Source organism: Paenibacillus cremeus, assembly GCF_007786445.1.
Taxonomy (GTDB): domain Bacteria; phylum Bacillota; class Bacilli; order Paenibacillales; family NBRC-103111; genus Paenibacillus_G; species Paenibacillus_G cremeus.
Genome location: NZ_VNJI01000006.1, coordinates 44,071 through 64,886, shown reverse-complemented (window position 1 = coordinate 64,886; position 20,816 = coordinate 44,071). Strand labels below are relative to the sequence as shown.

General features: G+C 52.7%; 21 protein-coding genes and 3 pseudogenes. 8 read left to right on the top strand and 16 right to left on the bottom strand.

Annotated features, from left to right (window positions below; translation table 11 throughout):
- Complete coding sequence (locus tag FPZ49_RS06440; protein ID WP_144844715.1) at positions 1 to 432, bottom strand: Lrp/AsnC family transcriptional regulator; 432 nt, start codon at positions 430 to 432, stop codon at positions 1 to 3.
- Between the two features lie 125 nt (positions 433 to 557).
- On the opposite strand from FPZ49_RS06440, the gene FPZ49_RS06435 reads away from it, so the two are divergent.
- On the top strand, positions 558 to 1,298 hold the full coding sequence (locus FPZ49_RS06435) for an MBL fold metallo-hydrolase (protein WP_144844713.1): 741 nt from the start codon (positions 558 to 560) through the stop codon (positions 1,296 to 1,298).
- On the top strand, positions 1,295 to 1,744 hold the full coding sequence (locus FPZ49_RS06430) for a GNAT family N-acetyltransferase (protein WP_144844711.1): 450 nt from the start codon (positions 1,295 to 1,297) through the stop codon (positions 1,742 to 1,744). The genes FPZ49_RS06435 and FPZ49_RS06430 overlap by 4 nt, the downstream gene beginning before the upstream one ends.
- Positions 1,745 to 1,809: 65 nt before the next feature.
- Here the strand turns inward: FPZ49_RS06430 and FPZ49_RS06425 are convergent, their stop codons facing one another.
- From FPZ49_RS06425 to FPZ49_RS06385, 9 genes are all read right to left on the bottom strand, one after another.
- On the bottom strand, positions 1,810 to 2,268 hold the full coding sequence (locus tag FPZ49_RS06425; protein ID WP_144844708.1) for a hypothetical protein: 459 nt from the start codon (positions 2,266 to 2,268) through the stop codon (positions 1,810 to 1,812).
- A gap of 54 nt (positions 2,269 to 2,322) precedes the next feature.
- Positions 2,323 to 2,745 carry a hypothetical protein gene (locus tag FPZ49_RS06420; protein ID WP_144844706.1) on the bottom strand — a complete coding sequence of 141 codons (423 nt, stop codon included), beginning with the start codon at positions 2,743 to 2,745 and terminating at the stop codon, positions 2,323 to 2,325.
- Positions 2,742 to 3,935 carry a ParM/StbA family protein gene (locus FPZ49_RS06415; protein WP_144844704.1) on the bottom strand — a complete coding sequence of 398 codons (1,194 nt, stop codon included), beginning with the start codon at positions 3,933 to 3,935 and terminating at the stop codon, positions 2,742 to 2,744. Before FPZ49_RS06415 ends, FPZ49_RS06420 begins: the two co-directional genes overlap by 4 nt.
- Positions 3,936 to 4,124: 189 nt before the next feature.
- Positions 4,125 to 5,684, bottom strand: a complete 1,560-nt coding sequence (locus FPZ49_RS06410) for a tetratricopeptide repeat protein (RefSeq protein ID WP_144844703.1) — start codon at positions 5,682 to 5,684, stop codon at positions 4,125 to 4,127.
- A 20-nt stretch (positions 5,685 to 5,704) separates the two neighbouring features.
- Positions 5,705 to 6,577, bottom strand: a complete 873-nt coding sequence (locus FPZ49_RS06405) for an AraC family transcriptional regulator (RefSeq protein WP_144844701.1) — start codon at positions 6,575 to 6,577, stop codon at positions 5,705 to 5,707.
- 78 nt (positions 6,578 to 6,655) lie between these two features.
- Positions 6,656 to 7,447 carry a hypothetical protein gene (locus FPZ49_RS06400; RefSeq protein WP_144844699.1) on the bottom strand — a complete coding sequence of 264 codons (792 nt, stop codon included), beginning with the start codon at positions 7,445 to 7,447 and terminating at the stop codon, positions 6,656 to 6,658.
- 92 nt (positions 7,448 to 7,539) lie between these two features.
- Positions 7,540 to 9,069 (bottom strand): alkyl hydroperoxide reductase subunit F, encoded by a 1,530-nt coding sequence (ahpF, locus tag FPZ49_RS06395; protein ID WP_144844697.1) that lies wholly within the window; start codon positions 9,067 to 9,069, stop codon positions 7,540 to 7,542.
- Between the two features lie 22 nt (positions 9,070 to 9,091).
- On the bottom strand, positions 9,092 to 9,655 hold the full coding sequence (gene ahpC / locus FPZ49_RS06390) for an alkyl hydroperoxide reductase subunit C (RefSeq protein WP_144844695.1): 564 nt from the start codon (positions 9,653 to 9,655) through the stop codon (positions 9,092 to 9,094).
- A gap of 237 nt (positions 9,656 to 9,892) precedes the next feature.
- The gene (locus FPZ49_RS06385; RefSeq protein ID WP_144844693.1) at positions 9,893 to 11,392 is read right to left on the bottom strand and encodes a malate:quinone oxidoreductase; all 1,500 of its coding nucleotides are present in this window, start codon (positions 11,390 to 11,392) and stop codon (positions 9,893 to 9,895) included.
- Positions 11,393 to 11,783: 391 nt separating this feature from the next.
- On the opposite strand from FPZ49_RS06385, the gene FPZ49_RS06380 reads away from it, so the two are divergent.
- Positions 11,784 to 13,190 carry an amino acid permease gene (locus FPZ49_RS06380; RefSeq protein ID WP_222429877.1) on the top strand — a complete coding sequence of 469 codons (1,407 nt, stop codon included), beginning with the start codon at positions 11,784 to 11,786 and terminating at the stop codon, positions 13,188 to 13,190.
- A 94-nt stretch (positions 13,191 to 13,284) separates the two neighbouring features.
- On the opposite strand, the gene FPZ49_RS06375 is transcribed toward FPZ49_RS06380, so the two are convergent.
- Positions 13,285 to 13,662, bottom strand: coding sequence for a winged helix-turn-helix transcriptional regulator (locus tag FPZ49_RS06375; RefSeq protein WP_144844689.1), 378 nt, complete (start codon positions 13,660 to 13,662; stop codon positions 13,285 to 13,287).
- A 143-nt stretch (positions 13,663 to 13,805) separates the two neighbouring features.
- Between FPZ49_RS06375 and FPZ49_RS06370 the strand changes: the two genes are divergently transcribed.
- Together FPZ49_RS06370 and FPZ49_RS06365 are read left to right on the top strand one after the other, a co-directional pair.
- Positions 13,806 to 15,026, top strand: coding sequence for an MFS transporter (locus tag FPZ49_RS06370; protein WP_144844688.1), 1,221 nt, complete (start codon positions 13,806 to 13,808; stop codon positions 15,024 to 15,026).
- Positions 15,027 to 15,060: 34 nt separating this feature from the next.
- A pseudogene (locus FPZ49_RS06365) lies at positions 15,061 to 15,899 on the top strand (aldo/keto reductase).
- Positions 15,900 to 16,154: 255 nt separating this feature from the next.
- On the opposite strand, the pseudogene FPZ49_RS06360 reads toward FPZ49_RS06365, so the two are convergent.
- A pseudogene (locus FPZ49_RS06360) lies at positions 16,155 to 16,279 on the bottom strand (VOC family protein); the annotation flags it as partial.
- 195 nt (positions 16,280 to 16,474) lie between these two features.
- Between FPZ49_RS06360 and FPZ49_RS06355 the strand changes: the two are divergent.
- Together FPZ49_RS06355 and FPZ49_RS06350 are read left to right on the top strand one after the other, a co-directional pair.
- A complete protein-coding gene (locus tag FPZ49_RS06355) occupies positions 16,475 to 16,858 on the top strand; it encodes a MerR family transcriptional regulator (RefSeq protein WP_144844686.1) in 384 nt (127 codons plus the stop codon).
- A complete protein-coding gene (locus FPZ49_RS06350) occupies positions 16,855 to 17,616 on the top strand; it encodes an SDR family oxidoreductase (protein ID WP_144844684.1) in 762 nt (253 codons plus the stop codon). The genes FPZ49_RS06355 and FPZ49_RS06350 overlap by 4 nt, the downstream gene beginning before the upstream one ends.
- Positions 17,617 to 17,677: 61 nt before the next feature.
- On the opposite strand, the pseudogene FPZ49_RS06345 reads toward FPZ49_RS06350, so the two are convergent.
- From FPZ49_RS06345 to FPZ49_RS06325, 4 genes and pseudogenes are all read right to left on the bottom strand, one after another.
- Positions 17,678 to 18,172, bottom strand: a pseudogene (locus FPZ49_RS06345) (uracil-DNA glycosylase); the annotation flags it as partial.
- Positions 18,173 to 18,302: 130 nt separating this feature from the next.
- Positions 18,303 to 18,782, bottom strand: a complete 480-nt coding sequence (rlmH, locus tag FPZ49_RS06335; protein WP_144844941.1) for a 23S rRNA (pseudouridine(1915)-N(3))-methyltransferase RlmH — start codon at positions 18,780 to 18,782, stop codon at positions 18,303 to 18,305.
- A gap of 81 nt (positions 18,783 to 18,863) precedes the next feature.
- Positions 18,864 to 19,031 carry a CxxH/CxxC protein gene (locus FPZ49_RS06330; RefSeq protein ID WP_144844680.1) on the bottom strand — a complete coding sequence of 56 codons (168 nt, stop codon included), beginning with the start codon at positions 19,029 to 19,031 and terminating at the stop codon, positions 18,864 to 18,866.
- 102 nt (positions 19,032 to 19,133) lie between these two features.
- Positions 19,134 to 20,369: a S1C family serine protease gene (locus FPZ49_RS06325; protein WP_186445649.1), complete on the bottom strand. Its 1,236-nt coding sequence runs from the start codon at positions 20,367 to 20,369 to the stop codon at positions 19,134 to 19,136.
- A 203-nt stretch (positions 20,370 to 20,572) separates the two neighbouring features.
- Between FPZ49_RS06325 and FPZ49_RS06320 the strand changes: the two genes are divergently transcribed.
- Entirely contained in the window at positions 20,573 to 20,815 is a 243-nt protein-coding gene (locus FPZ49_RS06320) for a hypothetical protein (RefSeq protein WP_261381290.1), read from the top strand.
- Position 20,816 lies beyond the last annotated feature (1 nt).

Sequence of the window (20,816 nt, the reverse complement as noted above, 5' to 3'; positions counted from 1 at the left end):
TTATTTTACTTGGCCGATCGATAGGCTGACCTTGTAGTTGCCGTACTTCAAGAGCTCGTCGAGAAAATCCGTCAGCTCGGCCGACGACCGAACGCGTACCCGCATCCAATAGCAGCCTTCGCCGCCTACGCGATGCATCTCCACGACTTGATCCTTTTGCTGGACGAACGTTTGAAACGTCTGATGGGCTGTGCTGGACTTCATAAATACGGTCACAAAGGCATGGACAGCCTGCCCGATTTTATCCGGATTCCAGCGCACCGTATAGCCTTCGATGACCCCGAGCTCCTGCAGCTTGCGCACTCGAGCGCCAACCGCTTGTCCCGTCATATGGACGAGCTGGCCAATCGCCTTATGGGACAAAGTAGCGTCCTCCTGCAGGCACTTCAAGATGCGTAGATCGACCTCATCGATCCCTGGATAGCTTACCATAGGGAAATTCCTTTCTATGTGAAAATGAAAACCGAAATCTCGTTTCACCAAGATATGTGCCGGTACATCGACTTATCCTATAATAGTAGCAGAACCTTAAACCATTTGATAAGAGGGTGACGACGATGAAGCTTCAATTGATCCGCCATGCCACGCTTCGCTTACAGTACGCAGGAATGGAATTCCTTATCGATCCGATGCTCTGCGACGCTGGGGTTAACCCGCCAATCGCCAATTCGACGAACGATAGACGCAATCCGCTAGTCTCGCTGCCCCTGGCTCTTGATCTGCAGCCGGACGTCGTGCTAGTAACGCATTTGCACCGGGACCACTGGGACGATGCCGCGGCAGCCGCCCTGTCCAAGTCCACTCCGATCCTATGCCAGCCGGGAGATGAGACCACCATTGCGTCTGCTGGTTTTACTTCCGTGACTCCGGTCCATGAGACGTTGACGTATCAAGGCGTAACGCTTACCCGAACCCGCGGACAGCACGGCACAGGCGAGATCGGGGCGAAAATGGGGCAAGTCTCCGGCTTTGTCCTTCAAGCGGATGGTGAGCCGACCGTCTACATCGCTGGGGATACCATCTGGTGTGACGATGTCCAGCAGGCACTGGATGCTCACCGGCCTCATTTGACCGTTGTCAATGCGGGCGGCGCCCAGTTTGCGATGGGGGACCCGATTACGATGGATGCGGACGATGTAGTCAGCGTATGCCAATATGCCCCGTACACTCAGGTCATCGCTGTGCATATGGATACAATTAACCATTGTCTCGTCACGAGAGCGGATTTGAGCAGCCGGATGGAGGCCGAAGGCCTGCTTGAGCAAGTGAAGATTCCCACGGACGGAGCATGGCTATGACACAGACCCAGGAGACTTACAGCACCTATATCTCATGCGACCGCAGCTTGCTGGACGATTCATTTGTGTATCACTATTTGCACCAAAACATGTACTGGGCGAAGGCGCTGACCTTCGAAGCGTTCCAGCGGTCACTGGTTCATTCCGCCCTCGTCTTTGGCGTGTATGAGCGTCTTGAAGACGACGGACACCGGCAGATTGGGTTTGCCCGGGTGATTTCGGACTGCGCAACCTTCGCCTATTTGACCGATGTGTTCATCGTGGAGCAGTACCGCGGTCAGGGGCTGTCCAAGCGGCTGATGCAGGAGATCACCAGCCACCCGCTGCTCCAAGGGCTGCGCCGGTTTTTGCTCGTCACCGAGGACGCCGCCGGGCTGTACGCCCAGTTCGGCTTCCAGCCGCTCGTCGATGCGGAGCATTGGATGCAAATTTTCCACGATCATTAAAAGCAGCTGGCACAACAAAAGGCACCCCTGACTTAGCGGATGCCTTTTTCCTTCTTCTCACCGATTCAATTCGCGATTTGCTGCCACTCCGGGTAATCGTCCAAGTAGCCGTAAAGATACAGCTCTTGCAGCGACCTGCGGATGCTCTCCTCGTCCTCGCCCGACTGGCCCGCCAGCTCCACCAGATGCTCCAGCTCCACCTGCGGGTGCTCCTTGCAAAACAGCAGCAGCCCCTTCGCCGCCCAGGACAGACGGTCATCTTGAAAGTCCCCGACGAGCCGCCGGAACAATTTGTGCGACAAGATTTTCAGCTCCACCAGGTTCTGCAGCGCCTTCATCGTCTGCTTGTCACTCATGCGGCCCAGCTTGGAAATGACCGAGATGTCCGGCAAATGCGCCTCCGAAGCAAAGCCCTTCAACACAATATAGACCATCTGCGAAAAGATATCGACCCCCGGCTGGCGAAAGATATCGTCCGAAAGGGTGAAGTTGCGCGCCCCCTCGTGTGGTTGTCCGTAAGACATCCGATGTCCCCCTTTTCATGATGATCGGAGTTCACCCAACTTAGCCCTGCTTGGTCACTTCGTTCCTTCCTCCACACTGGCATCCATCAGCTTCCCGGCATTCCGGCCGGCTTGGCGGAAGATCTCGTCCAGACTAAAGCTCTTGGGGCGACTCTCACTCTCTTCCGTTTCTGCCATCCAATCCTGATCGTCTTGCGACTCCATAGCGTCGTCAGATAAGCTAATCGAATCCTCATCATCTGCCCATGCGACGGCTCCGATGACATCATGCAGCGCCTCTTCCTTCACCGGCGCCACTGCATACGATGAATCGCTCACAATATGCTGAATCAAAATGTCCATAATGCCCTGACTAAAAATCCCTTCCGCTTTCAGCCGGTTCATGTACTCGATTACCTCAGGCGGCGTATCCGTCGGAATATACAGCGTGACATCCTTGCCTGGGCTGACCAATACCGTGGAGCGACGCTTCTTCAAGCCGTCCCGCTCCCGCCTTCAGGCTCCTGCTCGATTTCGACGCTGGCCGCCGCTTCCTTCCCCTGCTTCATAGCATGCTCCAGCAAAAAGAACGTGCCCCGCGCATTACGGAATTGGCTGTATTCCGCGTGATCAAACTTAATCGGCAAGCCCAGCTCCGCATTGAGCTTCTCAATCCAAGGCTGAAGCACGATCGCCCCGCCGCCGATAAACCAGAACTCATTGGCATAGCGAACATGCTTCCAGGCGTTGCGGGCGTATTTCAACACTTTCTCGGCCAAAATGCGCATATGACGGTTGATCAAATGCGTCATATCGAACGCTACTTTCCCCTCCGCATAAATCTCATATTCCCGGTTGACCAGCATGAGCGTCAGCTCCGCGGTGCTGGAGATGAGCTCCTCGCCTTGGGCATTGACCTCATTGCGGATGCTTTCCAGGGCATCGTTGAGGTAAATTTTTGCTCCGGTCGAATGCCGCTGGTCCAGATCCAGCCCCGGCCGGAAAAAGGCAATATCCATATCGACGCCGCCTACATCGGCTATGCCGAAGCCTTTATGCGACAGCTGCGACTTGGTGGATGCCTCCATGTCATACACGCCGGACACATCGTCAATGCTGATGCCCGTCGGCAGGGTGAACTCCATCTCCACCGTCACGCCTTTAAATATCGGGGTCGTCACGAATGTGATCGAATGAACGCCGCCGGTAAGCTTGTTCGAAAATTCGTCGCTGAATTTTGTAATCTCTCGAATCGGCAGCCCCGTGCCCAAATAGACCGCTGCCTTGATGCGGTTTTTCCCGCGCTGAATGGCATCCGTATGCTTCGTAGCAATGGCATAGGCCGCTGCGGTGAGGAGTGTGACCATCGTTTCGGGCCGCTGCGCCTTCTTCTGCACCGCCTTGTCGCCTACGATTTCGTGAACGATCCCTTCGTCCCCGATCGCCAGATTCCCTACATACACATGTCGGTACTGCTCTTTATCAATCGCCGGCGAAGTAATCTGAACGTCCAGAAAATCTAGGGGATCGCCCTGCTCCATCAGTAGAAACCGCTCCCCGAACGGCTGGGCCACCACATTGGGGAATATAAACGTGCTGCTTAAATCATCAAAAATGCCTTTAATATGACTGCTGCCATTATCGATGGACAAAAGAAGGGTTGTGGTTAGAACATCATGCTTGGCCATGTCAATTTTCCTCTCCCAACCTACTTTGAGTAGTAAAAGAGATTCGCACAGCCACGAGGATTTAGGAGGGTTAATAGGAATTTTTAAACAGTTTTGTTTGAGGGGTTCCATACCATTTAAACTCTAAAGTTTAAACTTTAAGCTCTAAACTTTAAAGGGTGAACTTCAAAGTTTAGAGCTTAAAGTTTTTTAATGAATCAGCTCAAATCGGCTCAGCAAATCCAAAGCCTCTTCATGCTCCGGCTCCAGCTCAAGCAATTTGCGGAGATATTGCAGCGCCTCTTCTTCCATCTCCAGCTCGAAGCAGCAAATGGCCAAGCAGTAATAGACCGTGGACACGACCTCATCTGTCTCCTGCTGAATCGAGATTTCCAAGAACCGTTTGGACTCCTCGAACCGATCCATCTCAAACAGCACCAGCCCAGCGTCCAGTGCCAAATCATACCGCTGCGCCATCACATAGAACGAGGACCACATCAGCTCGATGCCGCGCACCAGATCCTGCTTCTCGTCATCATTTGCCTCCGGCAAGAGACTGGAGATCTGCTTCGCGCTATGAATGAAAAACTCCGCATCATACCCGCCTAACCGCCAAAAGCTCAGCAGCTGATACAGCTCCATATCTTCGACATTCCGATCCGCCCACTCTTTTAAGCTGAAGAAATCGTCCGGACCGAAGCGCTCCACACCTCTGCGATACGCCAGTCTAGTGTGAAAATAGTTCATCGGTTGCTCCATATGGAGAATACAGCCGACGTTAATATTTTTAAATTGATGCGGCGGATAGTACACCTGGGCCCCACGCTGCTCGAACACATGCTGAAACGCATGGTAGTTGGCGTTGAACGAAAAGCTGCCATGCAAAATCAGCTCCGGCGGCTCGGCGAACCTCCAGTGGTCCAGCATATGATCCCCTTTGTCCGCTGTAATCAATAGAAACCCTGCCTGCGACAGCCGATCGAGCCGCTCCAAGCACGTTAATCCCGCAACCGGAAACAAAATATGCGAGTCCTCCAGCTCCTCCTGATAAACGGCAATAACATCCCGGTATGGATAGTTCTCTTGCTCATACTCTGGCGCCCGACGATACTCGTAGTGCAGAGCGATTTGATTCAATACCTCAGACGGCTTCAGCTTCTCCAACTGCTCCGGGTACTCGACGAACACATCGGCTTCATAGATCTGGCCCTCTCCGACATAAATCAGTTCTTGCGGAATGCTGTCGAAAAAGTAGTTGGCCACAAGCACGACCGGCTGCTTCAAATCGCCTTCCCGAACGGTCGCACCAGAGACAACCAGGTTCAGCTCGGTGTCATTCACGGCATCAAATCGCGCAAGGTCGAGCAGCCCCTCCGCAATAAACGATTGCAGCGCCGGATGCTCCTTCCAAGCGAGAACATTGGTCATCGCGAGGTCCGTCATAATATAGCGAAAAGCAGGCAGCGGCATCCCCGCAAAATCCCTCAGTCGGCACAGCTCTTGCAGCACATGGAAAGCCAGGCGCCCCGCTCCCGCTCCCAGCTCCACAATGTAAACCGGCTCCGAGCCATGCCCCTGATTCGCCCGGTCTTGAAGCAGCCCTAAGATCATCTCGGCATAAGTCGCAGCGATCATCGGATTGCTCGTGATGTATTGAGGAACTTGGTCGTTGCGCCAAGCCCTCAGTCCTTCCTCTTCATAATATTTCCGTTGAATTTCCCAGATCGGCGCCTCGCTAAAGCGGTACCGTTGTTTGTTATTCGAAGTCATTTGCCCCTGCCCTCTACAATTCACTTTTTAATTACGGGTATCCATATTTCGCTTCTAAACGTGGATGGAGTGACATCCTTGCTCTCATTCCACAGCATTTCCGGCCCCTTCGCCAGCTCGTAGCTTGCCGAGGGAAACCATTCGGAGTAGATGCGTCCCCAAACATTTTGCAGCGTATCAGGAAACGGCCCAATGGCCTCAAATACAGCCCAGGTGCCCGCCGCTACCTCCAGCTGAGCCAGATGCTCCGGACACGCCTGGGTCGTTGCTGCGCCGATATAATGGTCCAGCTCCCCTTGCTCCTGCATCCTGCCCTCGGAAAAATTCATCGATGCCGACAGCAGCCCCATCGGCTCCACATTCGAGAGCTGCTTCAGCTCCTCAATCGCCTTGGCATTCAAGCTTTTCCACATTGCCGCAATCTCCGGATTCACGCCGTTAAAGACGATCGGCACCCTTTTCATCAGCCCCACGATCCGAAACGGCTCCTTCTCCACAATTCGATAATTCATCGCATGTCCTCCTTGAATCGATAATTGGAAGGTCATTCGCGGATAGGCTTTTAGGGAGGAGCCCTGAGCTTTGGCCGCAGAAGGCGGAATGCCGTGCAAGCCCTGAAACGCTCTAGCGAACGCGTCGGCTGAGCTGTACCCGTACATCACCGCCACATCAATGATCCGGATGTCGCTCTGCTGAAGCTCGAAGGCCGCCAGCGTAAGCCGTCTACGACGAATGTATTCCGACAGTGGGATGCCGGCCAGGAACGAGAACATTCTTGAAAAATGATACTCCGAGCAATACGCCAGCTTCGCTGCTTCTTTCAGGTAGATGTCCTCGGTCAGATGATCCTCGATATAACTCAAAGCTCCATTCAGATTGGTGAGCATATCCATCACAATGACCTCCTTTCAAGAACAGCATAGCAAACGCCGGAGGCCTCCATCCGACAATGCCTGCACCGTTTTGCAGGGCTAGCAAACGCCTAGAATCCAGCCTTCGTACTGCAGTGCCATCTGCTTTTCCTGCTCCGTCAAGGTATCGACTTGAAAATAGCGCACCAGCGTCCCGTTCAGATCCCGCTCTCTGAGCCAAGCGGCAATGACAAAAGCATCCTGCGCGTCCCGCGGCCAATCCTGAGGGAAATCGCCCAAACGCTTAAATCTCTGATAAAGTATCGCCGGGTAGACCTCCGCCAATACACTTTTCCCCGCCTGCGGGCTCCAGCCGTCATACGGCCAGACATGCAGGCGGTCCCGAGACGCTGCTCGCAGCTCATAAATCCAAGGGATGCCTGCATGTGTCGAGTACGAGACGGCGCCTGTCAGCTGCTCAAAGTTCCATGCGCTTTTGGCCGAAGAGGTGTAGGCCTCCGTCAATCGCAGCTCCGTGGAGTTCGGATAGCTCGGTGCTTTCTCCCGGCAGACCTTTACCGACTGCTCCTTCGTATTCCACAGCGCTTGGAAGTGGCCCAGGAACGCCTCCCAGTCCTTCAAACCGCGCTGCGTAAAGTAAGAGATCGGGAAGGACAAATTATGGTCGATGCCGATCGCGAGTCGTTGATTCGATGCCGCCGCCAAGAGGGCGCTCAGATACTCATACACTTCTCTACGGGACCAGCTGAACGTCCGTGCAGGGCCGCCGCCCGGCGCTATTCGTCGGACATTTCCCTCCTGATCCAGCTCGACCACTTGGATTCCAGACGTCCGCTCATCCGGCTCTCCCCGGCCCGAATAATCAATCCCGATGTAGCGGTCAAACAGCATACCGGTCCCCTTTCCTATTCCCACCCATTGTAATTTAATAGCCCCTGAATAGCAAAAAAAGCCCCTAAATGAATAGGGGCTCTGCTACCTGCTTAATTGCGGATCAGATAATCGAATGCGCCTAGGGCCGCATTGGCACCGGATCCCATAGAAATGATGATCTGCTTATAAGGGCTATTGGTGCAGTCGCCTGCTGCAAACACACCCGGTACGGTCGTTGCGCCGTGCCGATCTACGACGATCTCACCAAAGCGAGAACGTTCCAGCGTGCCTTCCAACCAGTCGGTATTCGGTACCAGACCGATCTGAACAAACACGCCCTGCAGCTCGACATGATGCTCCTCTTCCGTCTCACGGTCGATGTACGTAATGCCGTCGACTTTGTCCGTGCCGGTGATCTCCTTCGTCTGAACGTTCTTGTGAACTGTCACATTCGGGAGACTGTAGAGCCGCTTTTGCAGTACCGCATCGGCCTTGAGCTCCGGCATGAATTCCAGCACCGTTACGTGCTTCACGATACCGGCCAAATCAATGGCCGCTTCGATGCCGGAGTTGCCGCCGCCGATCACCGCTACGTGCTTCCCTGCAAACAGGGGACCGTCACAGTGAGGGCAGTAGGCGACGCCTTTGTTTTTGAATTCTGCTTCTCCGGGAACGCCCACGTTACGCCAGCGCGCACCGGTGGAGATAATCACCGTCTTACTCTTCAGCACGGCTCCGCTCTCGAGTTCGACCTCGATAAGCTCCTTCTTCTCCAAGCGCTTCGCACGCTGGAGCTTCATCACGTCAATGCCGTATTCCTTGACATGCTCTTCAAGACTGGCCACCAGCTTCGGACCTTCGGTGTATTTCACACTGATGAAGTTCTCGATGCCCATCGTATCCATGACCTGGCCGCCGAACCGATCAGCGACTATCCCGGTGCGAATGCCTTTGCGTGCGGCATAGATCGCCGCGCTCGCGCCGGCAGGACCGCCACCGACAACAAGCACGTCAAACGGCTCCTTCTCCTCCAGCTCGGATGCGTCCGGACCGGTTCCCAGCTTGGCGAGGATCTCCTCCAGCGACATGCGGCCGCTGCCGAAGAACTCGCCATTGAGGTATACCGAAGGTACCGCCATGACGTTCTTGCTCTCCACCTCAGCCTTGTACGCCGCACCATCAATCATGGTATGCGAAATACCTGGGTTCAGAACGCTCATGGCATTCAATGCCTGAACGACATCTGGGCAGTTGTGGCAGCTTAAGCTGACGTAAGTCTCGAAGCGATATTCGCCGCGGATACGCTTGACTTGATCGATGAGCTCCTGCTCCACCTTAGGAGGCCTGCCGCTTGCTTGCAGCAGGGCCAGCACTAAGGATGTGAACTCATGTCCCAAAGGGACACCGGCAAACACGATTCCTGTGTTTTCGCCCGCACGGTCCACAGTGAAGCTCGGTGTCCGGGACAATTCCGTTCGCTCCACCGTGATTCTGGAAGATAAGCCGGCGATTTCATCCACCAGCGCCAGCATTTCATGGGATACGGCATCGGACCCCGCACTCACTTTGATCTGCACATCGCCTTCCATGAGCTGCAGGTACTGACTTAGTTGTGTTCTAATATCTGCGTCCAGTGCCATAATCGTTCCCTCCGTTCCTTACTTAGATCTTGCCTACCAGATCAAGGCTCGGCTTCAGCGTTGCAGAACCTTCTTGCCATTTGGCAGGGCAAACTTCGCCTGGGTTGTTCCGAACATATTGAGCAGCCTTAACTTTATTGACGAGAGTGCTTGCATCGCGGCCGATGCCGCCTGCATTGATTTCAACCGTTTGAATCACGCCGTCCGGGTCGATGATGAACGTACCGCGATCTGCCAGACCGTCAGCTTCGATCAACACGTCGAAATTGCGGGAGATCGTATGGGACGGGTCACCAATCATGATGTAAGTAATTTTGCCGATGGTCGCGGAGCTGTCATGCCAAGCTTTATGTGTGAAGTGAGTGTCCGTGGAAACGGAGTATACTTCTACGCCAAGGCTCTTCAAAGTTTCGTATTGGTTTTGCAGGTCTTCCAGCTCAGTTGGGCAAACGAACGTGAAGTCCGCAGGGTAGAAGCATACTACGCTCCACTTTCCTTTGAAATCCGCTTCCGAAACATCGATGAACTTGCCGTTTTGGTAAGCTGCTGCTTTAAATGGTTTTACTTCTGTTCCGATGAGAGACATACTAAATTTCCTCCTTAGATTGGGGTTCTGTTTGCTTATGTAAATATAATAAAGCACACCGTCAGCTCCGTCATGAAGCTAAAATGAAGATCTCATGAAGGTCTGATGAAGATCTTACACTCTTACAGTATGAACTATATTCCATTTTATCATGATGAAACATTGCAAGCAAAGTAAAACGGCCCTCGATTCCCTGCAATTTCGGGACGAAGGCCGCTAAATTTATTTTTAGATTGGCTAGATCGCGGATTGCAGTTCTCTGCTCAGACCTAGTGCTTGCGATGTTGCCTTGTTGATTTCGTTAATCAGCTCAGGCTTCTTCATCAAGGACACGCCGTACGACGGAATCATTTCTTTGAGCTTTGGCTCCCATGCTTTTACTTGCTGCGGGAAGCATTTCTGGATCAATTCCAGCATAACGGAAACAGCTGTAGAAGCACCTGGAGAAGCGCCGAGCAAGGCTGCGATCGAGCCATCGGCGTCACTGACGACTTCCGTACCGAATTGGAGCGTTCCTTTTCCAGCGGCCGTATCTTTAATGACCTGAACGCGCTGGCCTGCGACTAGCAAATCCCAATCCTCGCTCTTCGCGTTCGGAACAAACTGCCGCAAATCTTCCATGCGCTTTTCTTTCGACAACATCACTTGCTGGATCAAATATCTCGTCAGCGACATGTTCTTTGCGCCTGCCGCGAGCATCGTGAAGACATTATTCGGCTTCACGGAGCCGATCAAATCGAACATCGAGCCGGTTTTCAAGAACTTCGGAGAGAAGCCCGCAAACGGTCCAAATAACAGCGATCTCTTGTTATCGATATAACGGGTATCCAAATGCGGCACCGACATCGGAGGTGCACCTACCGGAGCTTTGCCGTAGACTTTGGCATTATGCTGCTCTACAACCTCCGGATTATTGCACACCATGAACAGACCACTGACCGGGAAACCGCCGATATTTCGGCCTTCTGGGATACCGGACTTTTGCAGTAGTGGCAAGCTTCCGCCGCCTCCGCCGATAAAGACAAATTTGGCCGTATGGCGTTCGACTGTGCCGTTCTCGAGATTTCGCACCTTCAATTGCCATTTGCCATCGCTGGTCCGTTTAATATCATCTACACTATGCTTGTACTTGACTTCCACTTGTTTCTTCTTCAAGTGGTTGAACAAGATCCGCGTTAAAGCACCAAAGTTGACATCCGTTCCGGAGTCGATTCGCGTTGCTGCGATCGGTTCATTTAGTTCGCGGTCCTGCATCACGAGCGGAATCCATTCCATCAGCTTGCTCGGGTCATCGGAAAATTCCATCCCTTGAAAAAGGGGATTGCTTGCCATAGCTTCATAACGTTTCTTGAGAAACGCGACATTCTTTTCCCCTTGAACTAAGCTCATGTGGGGCAATGGCATAATAAAGTCCTGAGGATTGCTAATCTGCTTGCTGTTTACAAGATACGACCAGAACTGTCTGGAAACCTGAAACTGCTCGTTAATCTTGATCGCTTTGCTTATATCGACCGATCCGTCCGGCTTCTCGTCCGTGTAGTTCAGCTCGCACAGAGCTGCATGGCCCGTCCCCGCATTGTTCCATTCGTTTGAGCTTTCCTCTCCTGCGGTTGCCAATTTCTCAAACACGCTGATTTTCCAGTCCGGCACTAGTTCCTTCAACATGGCCCCTAAAGTCGCACTCATAATCCCGGCGCCAATTAAGATAACGTCTGTTTGGTTTTGTCTGTCACTCATTTTTACCGTCCCTTACATACTAATATTTGAATATAGAGATATCTGAGTATCTCACTCACATTAATAGATTAAGATATTAACTATTATATGATAGTTAGGAGCTATTTTAAAGACGGTAAATTTCTGGGCTGACAGACTTGCTAAGAAGTGTGAGCCAAACCACAAAATCCCGCGTTACAGAACCAGCTGTGGAACAGGACAGCGTTCACTTTCAGTTTGCCCGCTGCAATGGCGTTGATAAGCGCGGGAAATTCGGCCAACTCCCTCGCACAATTCCATCCGATGAGGCATCCATTTATTTACAGACTTTATTGGAGCCCAAAACATCTTTTTTAAATTTAGCTTGCACATACTACAAACTACGTACCAAGGGTGCCTAGAGGTGAGACGTGTGTGGAAAGTCAAACAACGATACCGTCGAATACGCTTTGATTTGACGGAGACGGAGGGTAAAGAAAGTAGTCATTCACATTCACTATCTGTGGGTGGGCTTATCCTGATTGGGATTGGCGGAATTATTGGGGCCGGGTTCTTCTTAGGCTGCGGCCTCCCCATTCGAACGGCCGGACCAGGCGTACTCATCGCCTTCATGCTTGGGGGACTGATCACGGCTCAGGTCACTGGGGCTCTGACATCGATTGCAGTAGCTCATCCAGTAAGGGGTGGGTTCCAAGTGTTTCCGCAAATGTACTTAGGGTCTTTTGCGGGATATCTCCAAGGCTGGACGTACTACTTAGCAAGCATACTAACGATTTCTAGCGAAGCGGTGGCCATGGCGATTTTCACCCAATTGTGGTTGCCGCGGGTACCTACCCTTCTGCTCTCCGGGTGCTACGCCCTGCTGATCATAGCGATCAACGCGTTCGGAGTGAATAGCTTTAAGCGAATTGAGTCCGTGATGAGTGTGGTCAAAATCGGCGCTATCGTCGGATTTATTGTATACGCCGTGCTGATGCTGTTCGCCGATTTCGGGCAGAGCCACGGCTCCGGGCTCTCTTTTTACCACTCGGGTGGAAAAGGAAGCTTCTTGCCCCATGGATGGGGAGGAGTGCTGCAAAGCATGCTGATTGTGCTGTTCTCCTATGCTGGTATTGGCGTATTCGCCGCCGCTGCGCCCGAAACCGGACGTCCCCGTGATATCGAGACGGCTGCCATCTGGACCCTGTCTTTGCTGAGCTGTCTGTATCTGGTCTCGATTACGCTGCTTTTATGGCTAGTCCCTTGGAAGAGCATCAGTACGTCCGAGAGCCCTTTTGTGATGGTCTTTCAAGCTAACGGACTCCATTGGCTTTCGGTTGTGCTTAACGGCATCATTCTGATCGCCGCTTTTAGTGTCATGGCAGGCGCGCTGTACTCAGCAAACCAGATCATCGTGGCCCTCGGTCAAAACAGGCAAGCTCCAAAACAAGTGGCTACTCTGTCTCAAACCGGTACTCCATGGGTTAGCCTTTTGGTAAGTACCGTTTTAATCGCCATTTTTCTGGTATGCTCCACCGTTCTACCGGCCAACGTATACAATTTTCTAATCAGCGCCTCCAGCTACTTAACGATTCTTAATTACATCTTCATACTATGGACGTTTGTGAAATGGCGGCAAAAAACAACGGAGGATGATCAATTCATCTCTAAGCTTACGTTCGGTCAGCCGGTCTCCACGTATGTGACGATGCTTGCGCTGGTTGGTCTCGGCCTTTTTGCATTGGCTCAACAGGACCAACGCATGGGCTTTTATGTTGCGGTATTGCTTGGTCTACTCTTGACCGTGGTTTATTTCCTCTGGGTTCGTAAAGCCCATTGATGCCGGTACGCCGTACCGAATCAGCATCTGTTTCACCTTTTCAAGGGGATCTTGATTGTGAAGGGATCCCCGGATATACCGCCCTCTCCCTCTCCTAATGATTCAAAATACTGTCCTCGAGCATCGCAAATTTATCTCCATATTCCTTGATAATATGCTTCTCACCCCAGTCGCACAGCGCATGCAAAATGGGCTCCAAGCTGTGGCCGTACTCGCTAAGCTCATACTCGACCTTCGGCGGCACCTGATTATAGACGATCCGATGGACGATGCCGTCCTCCTCCAGCTCTCTTAGCTGCTGGGTCAGCATTTTTTGCGTAATGCCGGGCATTAGACGCTTCAAGTCACTCGTTCGCTTCTTCCCGCGTATCAAATGGCACAAAATCACACATTTCCACTTCCCGCCGATCACTTCTAGCGTCGCCTCTACGCTAATGTTGTACTTCTTTTTTACTGCCCCTTCGTTTGTCATCACGTTTCCCCCTTTGCTTCATGTATGGGAACTTTTTAGTACCTATATCACAAAAAAGTACGTACTATTAAAACTCCACCTTATCCTTCATAATAGCATTCACCGGCCGGAGATCATAATAAAGCATTCAGGAGAGGAATACCATGGCACTCAATACTCGAAAAAGCATTTTGGCACTACTGGCCTTGGCTGTTAGTGCCTTCGCCATCGGAACAACGGAGTTTATCAGCGTCGGCCTGCTGCCGCTCATTGCTGAAGACCTTCATATATCGGTTACCACCTCCGGTTTAACCGTAACATTATACGCCTTAGGCGTGACCTTCGGGGCTCCGATCTTAACGTCGCTCACCTCCCGGATGTCCCGTAAAACGCTGCTGCTCTGGATCATGGTCGTGTTCATCGCGGGAAATCTTCTCGCAGGGGTGGCGAACGGAATTGCCATGCTGCTCATCGCGCGCGTCATCTCCGCCCTGGCCCACGGGGTGTTTATGTCGATTGGCTCCACCATTGCCGCCGACCTCGTTCCCGAGCATCGCCGAGCCAGTGCCATCTCCATCATGTTCTCGGGGCTGACCGTGGCGACCGTGACCGGCGTTCCACTCGGTACCTTTATTGGTGGGCAGCTGGGCTGGCGGGCCGCTTTTATCGCGATCGTCGTGGTTGGCATTATCGCCTTCCTGGTCAATCTGACGCTCATTTCCGGCGCTAATTTACGCCAAGGCACGCCCATGCGCCTGACGGATCAGGCGAAGGTCGTGACGAACGTCCGCATGCTGCCCGCCTTTGCCATTACGGCTCTTGGCTATGGAGGAACCTTCGTCGTGTTTTCCTATTTGTCACCGCTGCTGCACCAAATCACAGGGTTCGCTGAAAACACGGTGGCGCTCATTCTGCTCGTTTACGGCATTGCCATCGCCATCGGCAATGTAATCGGGGGCAAAGCGGCGAATCGCAAGCCAGTCACAGCGCTGTTCTATATGTTTGTGATTCAAGCGGTCGTTTTGTTCGCGCTGTTGTTCACAGCACCATATAAGGCTGCTGGGCTGATCACCATCTTTTTCATGGGTTTATTCGCCTTTATGAACGTCCCTGGTCTTCAGGTGTACGTTGTGATGCTTGCGGAGCGACTGGCCCCCCAGGCCAAAGATGTCGTCTCTGCCGTCAATATCGCCGCGTTTAACGCCGGCATTGCGATCGGCTCTTACTTGGGCGGCGTCATCACCGACTCCATGGGGCTGATTCATACCACCTGGGTCGGTGCGTTGATGGTACTCGGAGCCGCGGCGCTGACGGCAAGGGAGAAAGCTTTGGAAGGCCGCTCGGCGGCAACTAAGTCTGTCCAATCGAATCCCCTGCTGGGATAAAAAATGACTCTACACATTTAGGAGGTATACTCACATGATTAAACATTTACAAGATACCGTACGGTTGCACAATGGAGTGAATATGCCGGGGGTTGGCCTTGGCGTTTTCAAAGAGAAGAAGGGGCTTTACTGATTCAAGCCGTTAAATCCGCGATTGCCCACGGGTACCGAAGCATCGATACGGCCGCCATTTATGGGAACGAAACCGGCGTCGGCCAAGGCATTCGTGAAGCGATGCAGGAGAATGGCATTTCCAGAGATCAGTTGTTCGTCACCTCCAAGGTGTGGAACTCCGATTTGGGGTACGAATCCACCTTGGCAGCCTATGAAACGAGCCTGAGCAAGCTGGGCCTCGACTATCTCGATCTGTACCTAATCCATTGGCCGGTGAAGGGGAAGTATAAAGAGGCTTGGCGCGCGCTCGAAACGCTGTACAAGGATGGTCGGGTCAAGGCGATCGGCGTCAGCAACTTCCAAATCCACCATCTAGAAGACGTGATCAACGACGCGGAGATCAAGCCGATGGTGAATCAGGTGGAATTCCACCCGCGCTTAACGCAGAAGGAGCTGCTTTCCTTCACCCAAGCCCATGACATCCAGCTGGAGGCTTGGTCCCCGCTGATGCAAGGCGAACTGCTGGACAACCCTGATCTGCTCGAGCTGGCGGCGAAATACGGCAAATCCGTAGCGCAAATCATTCTCCGCTGGGACCTCCAGCATGGCGTCGTCACGATCCCGAAATCGACGACCCCGCATCGAATCATCGAGAACGCCGCTTTGTTCGATTTCGAGCTAAGCGCGGCCGATATGGAGCGAATTGATGCACTGAATCAACATCTGCGCGTCGGTCCCGATCCGGACAATTTTGTCTAAAAAAACATGAAAAAAGCCGCTTCCCTCTTTGGGTTGCGGCTTTATTGTATCATTTTATTCAAACACTGGAATGGCCTCTGCATACGATTCTTCAAGCTTCCCGCTGGTGTAATAGATCATACGCTTTTGCATGTCCACGTCGTAAAACCGCACCCTGCTTCCGCCATGTCCGCTTGCTCCAAAATACATGGTTTGGTTATTAGTTATGCTTGTCCGATAGGACACCACTCCGGCATCGAGTAAGGCCTGAAACACTCTAGCCAGCAAGATGGTCGTCCCAATCGAGCCCGGCGGAGAAAGAACCACCCAGCGTTTATCCTGCTCCGGCTGATAGGTGTTCTCAACCAATGTGAAATTGAGTTTCTTCTGTAAAAATCAATCGCCTCATCATACTCCTTGACCGCTTAAGCGATGTGTATAATGGACTGAACCATGGATTGGTTTCCAATTCGTAATGATTAATTAGGGCTATTGTAACTTAACATTAGCGTAGACTAAAATAGTCGTTGACTTAAACCATGGTTTAAGTCGTATCATAATTCTTGTCGGCAGGGAAAGATACTGGAGGTCTCCAAATGAAGTATTGTTCCATCAGCGAAGCTTCAGCTAAATTCAATATTCCGGAATCTACGATCCGTTATTATGAAAAAAAAGGACTACTCCCCCTAATCGAGCGTGATGAGAACGGTAGGCGGTTATTTTCAGAAAACCAAATGGCGTTACTCGAAACCGTGATTTGTTTAAAAAACACGCACATGCCCATAAGCGGTATTAAGCAGTACATGGATTGGATTATTGAAGGGGATCAAACCATTGAACTCCGACTGGAAATGATGAACAATCACAAGCAAGCGGTGCTAGCTGAAATTGCGTTGATGACGGAATCCTTAAAAAGGATTGACTTTAAAATTACACGTTATCAAAACCGAAACTATAATGGAGAAGAGGGACTGGAATGAAACTTTCAGGGAATACAATACTCATTACAGGCGGAAGCACTGGCATCGGATTGGCTTTTGCAGAACGTTTTATCAAAGCCGGGAATCAAGTTATCGTTACGGGACGACGAGAACATGTACTCCAACAGGCAAAAGAAAAACTCCCTAGCCTGATCACCCGGGTAAGTGATTTGAATGTGGAAGCCGAGCGTATAGCCCTGTTTGATTGGGTAACCGAGAACTATCCTGAGGTAAATGTGTTAGTTAATAATGCCGGGATCCAACAACGCTTCCACACGTTAAAAGCGGATGCCAAGACCAACTGGGGGTACTTTAATCAAGAGATTACAACCAACATTGAAGCGCCCTTCCATCTTTCGATGCTGTTCGCACCGTATTTTACAACTAAAGAAGACGCGGCCATCATTAACGTGACCTCGGGGTTAGCTTTTACACCGCTTGCTATTGCTCCGATCTATTCCGCGACGAAAGCGGCGCTTCATTCGTTTACCGTGAGTCTAAGACACCAGCTATCTGCCACGTCCGTGGAAGTCATTGAAGTCGCTCCTCCGGCCGTAAATACCGACTTAGGCGGAGCAGGATTGCATACGCATGGGGAACCACTGGATGACTTCGCAGATGGCATTTTTCAAGGGCTGGAAGAGGGCAAACCGGAAATTGGATACGGTACGTCCGTGGGCCGCTTACGCATGTCACGAGATGAAGTCGATGAGCATGTAACCAACATGTATAAAGCATTGAAGAGTGCGATTGAATAACATGAAAACGGCTGGCAAGGATGATCCTTGATTCAGCCGTTTTGTTTGCAATTTAAAATTTTTAAAGCCTACGGTGTTGAATCTCCATCCACTTCTCCTTCAAGGCTTGCAAATCTTCTACGAAAAACCTTAATAAATTGGGCCGCCTTCTTACGGCAAGCGGATGATAGGTGAAGCTGATTGGCGTACCCTGAAATTCAAACCAACTGCCTCGTAGTTCCTTGACACTGGCGCTCTCCTGATCTGGGAATACGGCTTCTGCTACGACATCGCCAAATCCGAACAATACAAGCGGCTTCTTCTGAAAAAGCTGCAGCTCTAGATGTGGAAGACATGCCGCTCTAGCTTCAGGCTTATTGTAGGCACGAATCGGCCGACATTTCAGCAAAAAAGTGACATAAACATCGGCTGCATCTATCCCCGCCTCCCTCATGCCAAGCTGGAGTGTTTCTCGGGTACCGCACAGAAACGAATTGCCTTGCCGATCCTCCCGAGCTCCGGGATTATCCAGAATCATCATGATCGAGGCTTCTGGATTTCCCTCCCCCCAGACGACTCCGCCTTTGCAATATGGATTCGTTCAGGCGTGTCATAGATGTTCGCTATTATTTCGAATTTATCTGTGTTTGCCACAAAGACCACTCCGATTTGGTTTAGTAGCAATTTGTACATTAAACCGCTTGCTATTATTTATGGTAAGGTTCTCCCCGGTTGATCTTGAACGCACGGTACACCTGCTCCACCAGCACCAGCCGCATCAGCTGATGCGGCAAGGTCATGCGCCCGAAGCTGAGCTTCAGCTCCGCGCGGGCCAACACCTCGGGGGCCAGCCCTAGCGAGCCCCCGATCACAAACGCCACGTGGCTGCGCCCATACGTGGCCAGCCCGGCAAGCCGCTCCGCGAGTTCCTCGCTCGAGAGCGGCTTGCCGTCAATCGCGAGGGCGACGACGTACGCGCCCTCCCGAACCTGCGCGAGGATGCGTTCCCCCTCGCGAAACCGCACCTGCGCCTCCTCAGCGGCGCTCATCGTCTCCGGTGCCTTCTCGTCCGGCACCTCCACCACCTGCACCTTGGCATACGGGCCAAGGCGCTTCACATACTCGGCGATCCCCTGAACCAGGTACGCCTCCTTCAGCTTTCCTACCGCGATGATGGTAATATGCATCGACATCCAACTCCCCTTCCGCATGCAAAAAGAGGCACCCTACGCTCCAACCGAGCACAGGCCTGCCTCCCTGCCATCGTATTAAACCACCAAAAACCGTCCCGGCTCCGAGCACCGCTCACAATGCGCGGGCGGCTCCCAGGCGCTAAAATGCACATCTGCCAAATCCACGATATCCGGCGCGTCCTCAAACTCATCGACAAATTGGTCAATAGCCAATTCTAAGTGTTCCTTACAAACAACGTGCATATATGGATAAGACCCCTTTTAATCGTTTCATTTCACCTATATCCCTAGTCTACCCAACTGTTCCAGTCCTAAATCCCAGCTCCTGAACTGTAGGCCTGTAGCTTACTTATCCTTCAGCTCGCTAAGCGACACCTGAACCGTCGTTTTCTTCGACCCGCGGTAAAAAGTGACCGCCAGCTTCTCCCCAACCTTCTTGCTGCCGTAAATGTACTTGCGCAGCGCCAGCGTGCTGTCCACCGGCTTGCCATCGAGCTCCACGATCACATCGCTGGTTTTAAGGCCCGCATCCTTCGCCGGACCGAGCACATCGAGCACGACGATCCCTTTTTTCACCTCGGCGGGCAGCTTCAAGCTTTCCGTACCGGCGGTGAACGACTGCAAATCCTGCGTGACCACGCCAATGTACGGGCGCTTCACCTTATGATCGGTCAGCAGTGCATCAATAACGACCTTGACCTGATTGATCGGAATCGCAAAGCCTAAGCCTTCGATCCCCGTATCGGCCACCTTCAGCGTGTTGATCCCGACCACCTTGCCGTCCAGATTCACGAGTGCGCCGCCGCTGTTGCCCTGATTGATCGCCGCGTCCGTCTGGATGACGTCCATCTCCCAGTCCAGCTCGCCCTCACGTCCGAGCGACACCGGAATCGTGCGCTTCGGCCAGCTAATAATCCCCTTGGTCACCGTGGGCGCATAGCCCAGCCCGAGCGGGTTGCCGACCGCGATCGCCGTCTCGCCCGCCTTGAGAGCGTCGGAGTCGCCGAACTCCGCGATCTGCTTCAGCCCGGCCCCATCCGTCTCCAGGACCGCCAGATCGGTAATCTGATCCCGCCCGATCAGCGTGGCCTTGCGGCGCTCGCCCGTGATCGTGATCACGTCCAGCTGGGTGAACCCTTCGACCACATGATTATTGGTCACAATCCGCACCTTATCGCCCGCCCGAGCAAAAATAACGCCCGAGCCAAGCCCCATCGTGCCACCCCCGCGGGCGGGCTCCTTTTCGCCTTCCTTCTTCGAGCCGAGAATGCTGACCACCGCAGGAGAAATTTTCTCCGCCGCGCTCACCACCGAATCGCTCATGAGCCGCTCGGAGCCGACCATACCGGAAGCGACGCTGCTCCCCGTGGAAGGCGCCATGGTAGCCAGCGCTTGCGGCTCGACCGATGCTTTCCGTCCTTCTCCTCCGCTAAACACGAGGAACAGCGCAGCCGTCAGCGCAGCGCCCCCGATGGCGGGAAGCAGCCAGGGCGGGAGCCGATCGGGAAAACGGCGAGGCATCCGCCAGGATTCCCGGCGCGAAACCCGCGTGGAATAAAAATCGTCGTCAAACAAACTCACGTCCGCCACCCCCTTCGCTCCCAGGCTGGAGCAATCCAGCCCCCGTAGTACAAGCCTATCCTGCCTATTGTACCCGATAAACTAGCAATCTGAAAAACTAAAATCTTCATCCACTTAGGAATGTTTTGCAGCTTGCTAGACTAGAATAGAAACATAGCCCGTAAACCACCCAATCCCATACACCCGAAAGGATGGCCCCGCCCATGAATACGAACGTCAATATGAATCGCGTGCATTCCCCGCTGGAGGAAATCGAATGGATCGGCAAGCTCGCCGACCTCAAGGAAGGTCACTACCAGCACGCCCTGCTGCTTAGCGCCGTCATCGAGCTCCTGATTGAAAAAGGCATCATCACCGCGCACGAGCTGGCCAGCAAAGCGCACGCCCTGGAGAGCGAGGATGCTGCTGCGACAGCTGGATTTTTTCCCAGCTTCGATCGGACTTAAG

Excerpts from the sequence above, each read along its gene's own strand:
- rlmH (WP_144844941.1), bottom strand. The coding sequence starts at position 18,782 with ATGCATATTACCATCATCGCGGTAGGAAAGCTGAAGGAGGCGTACCTG.
- FPZ49_RS06355 (WP_144844686.1), top strand. The coding sequence starts at position 16,475 with ATGAAGTATTGTTCCATCAGCGAAGCTTCAGCTAAATTCAATATTCCG.
- FPZ49_RS06400 (WP_144844699.1), bottom strand. The coding sequence starts at position 7,447 with ATGCTGTTTGACCGCTACATCGGGATTGATTATTCGGGCCGGGGAGAG.
- FPZ49_RS06440 (WP_144844715.1), bottom strand. The coding sequence starts at position 432 with ATGGTAAGCTATCCAGGGATCGATGAGGTCGATCTACGCATCTTGAAG.
- FPZ49_RS06425 (WP_144844708.1), bottom strand. The coding sequence starts at position 2,268 with ATGTCTTACGGACAACCACACGAGGGGGCGCGCAACTTCACCCTTTCG.
- FPZ49_RS06375 (WP_144844689.1), bottom strand. The coding sequence starts at position 13,662 with ATGACAAACGAAGGGGCAGTAAAAAAGAAGTACAACATTAGCGTAGAG.
- FPZ49_RS06405 (WP_144844701.1), bottom strand. The coding sequence starts at position 6,577 with ATGGATATGCTCACCAATCTGAATGGAGCTTTGAGTTATATCGAGGAT.
- FPZ49_RS06435 (WP_144844713.1), top strand. The coding sequence starts at position 558 with ATGAAGCTTCAATTGATCCGCCATGCCACGCTTCGCTTACAGTACGCA.
- FPZ49_RS06320 (WP_261381290.1), top strand. The coding sequence starts at position 20,573 with ATGAATACGAACGTCAATATGAATCGCGTGCATTCCCCGCTGGAGGAA.
- FPZ49_RS06415 (WP_144844704.1), bottom strand. The coding sequence starts at position 3,935 with ATGGCCAAGCATGATGTTCTAACCACAACCCTTCTTTTGTCCATCGAT.
- ahpC (WP_144844695.1), bottom strand. The coding sequence starts at position 9,655 with ATGTCTCTCATCGGAACAGAAGTAAAACCATTTAAAGCAGCAGCTTAC.
- FPZ49_RS06350 (WP_144844684.1), top strand. The coding sequence starts at position 16,855 with ATGAAACTTTCAGGGAATACAATACTCATTACAGGCGGAAGCACTGGC.
- FPZ49_RS06330 (WP_144844680.1), bottom strand. The coding sequence starts at position 19,031 with ATGCACGTTGTTTGTAAGGAACACTTAGAATTGGCTATTGACCAATTT.
- FPZ49_RS06430 (WP_144844711.1), top strand. The coding sequence starts at position 1,295 with ATGACACAGACCCAGGAGACTTACAGCACCTATATCTCATGCGACCGC.
- FPZ49_RS06385 (WP_144844693.1), bottom strand. The coding sequence starts at position 11,392 with ATGAGTGACAGACAAAACCAAACAGACGTTATCTTAATTGGCGCCGGG.
- FPZ49_RS06410 (WP_144844703.1), bottom strand. The coding sequence starts at position 5,684 with ATGACTTCGAATAACAAACAACGGTACCGCTTTAGCGAGGCGCCGATC.
- FPZ49_RS06370 (WP_144844688.1), top strand. The coding sequence starts at position 13,806 with ATGGCACTCAATACTCGAAAAAGCATTTTGGCACTACTGGCCTTGGCT.
- ahpF (WP_144844697.1), bottom strand. The coding sequence starts at position 9,069 with ATGGCACTGGACGCAGATATTAGAACACAACTAAGTCAGTACCTGCAG.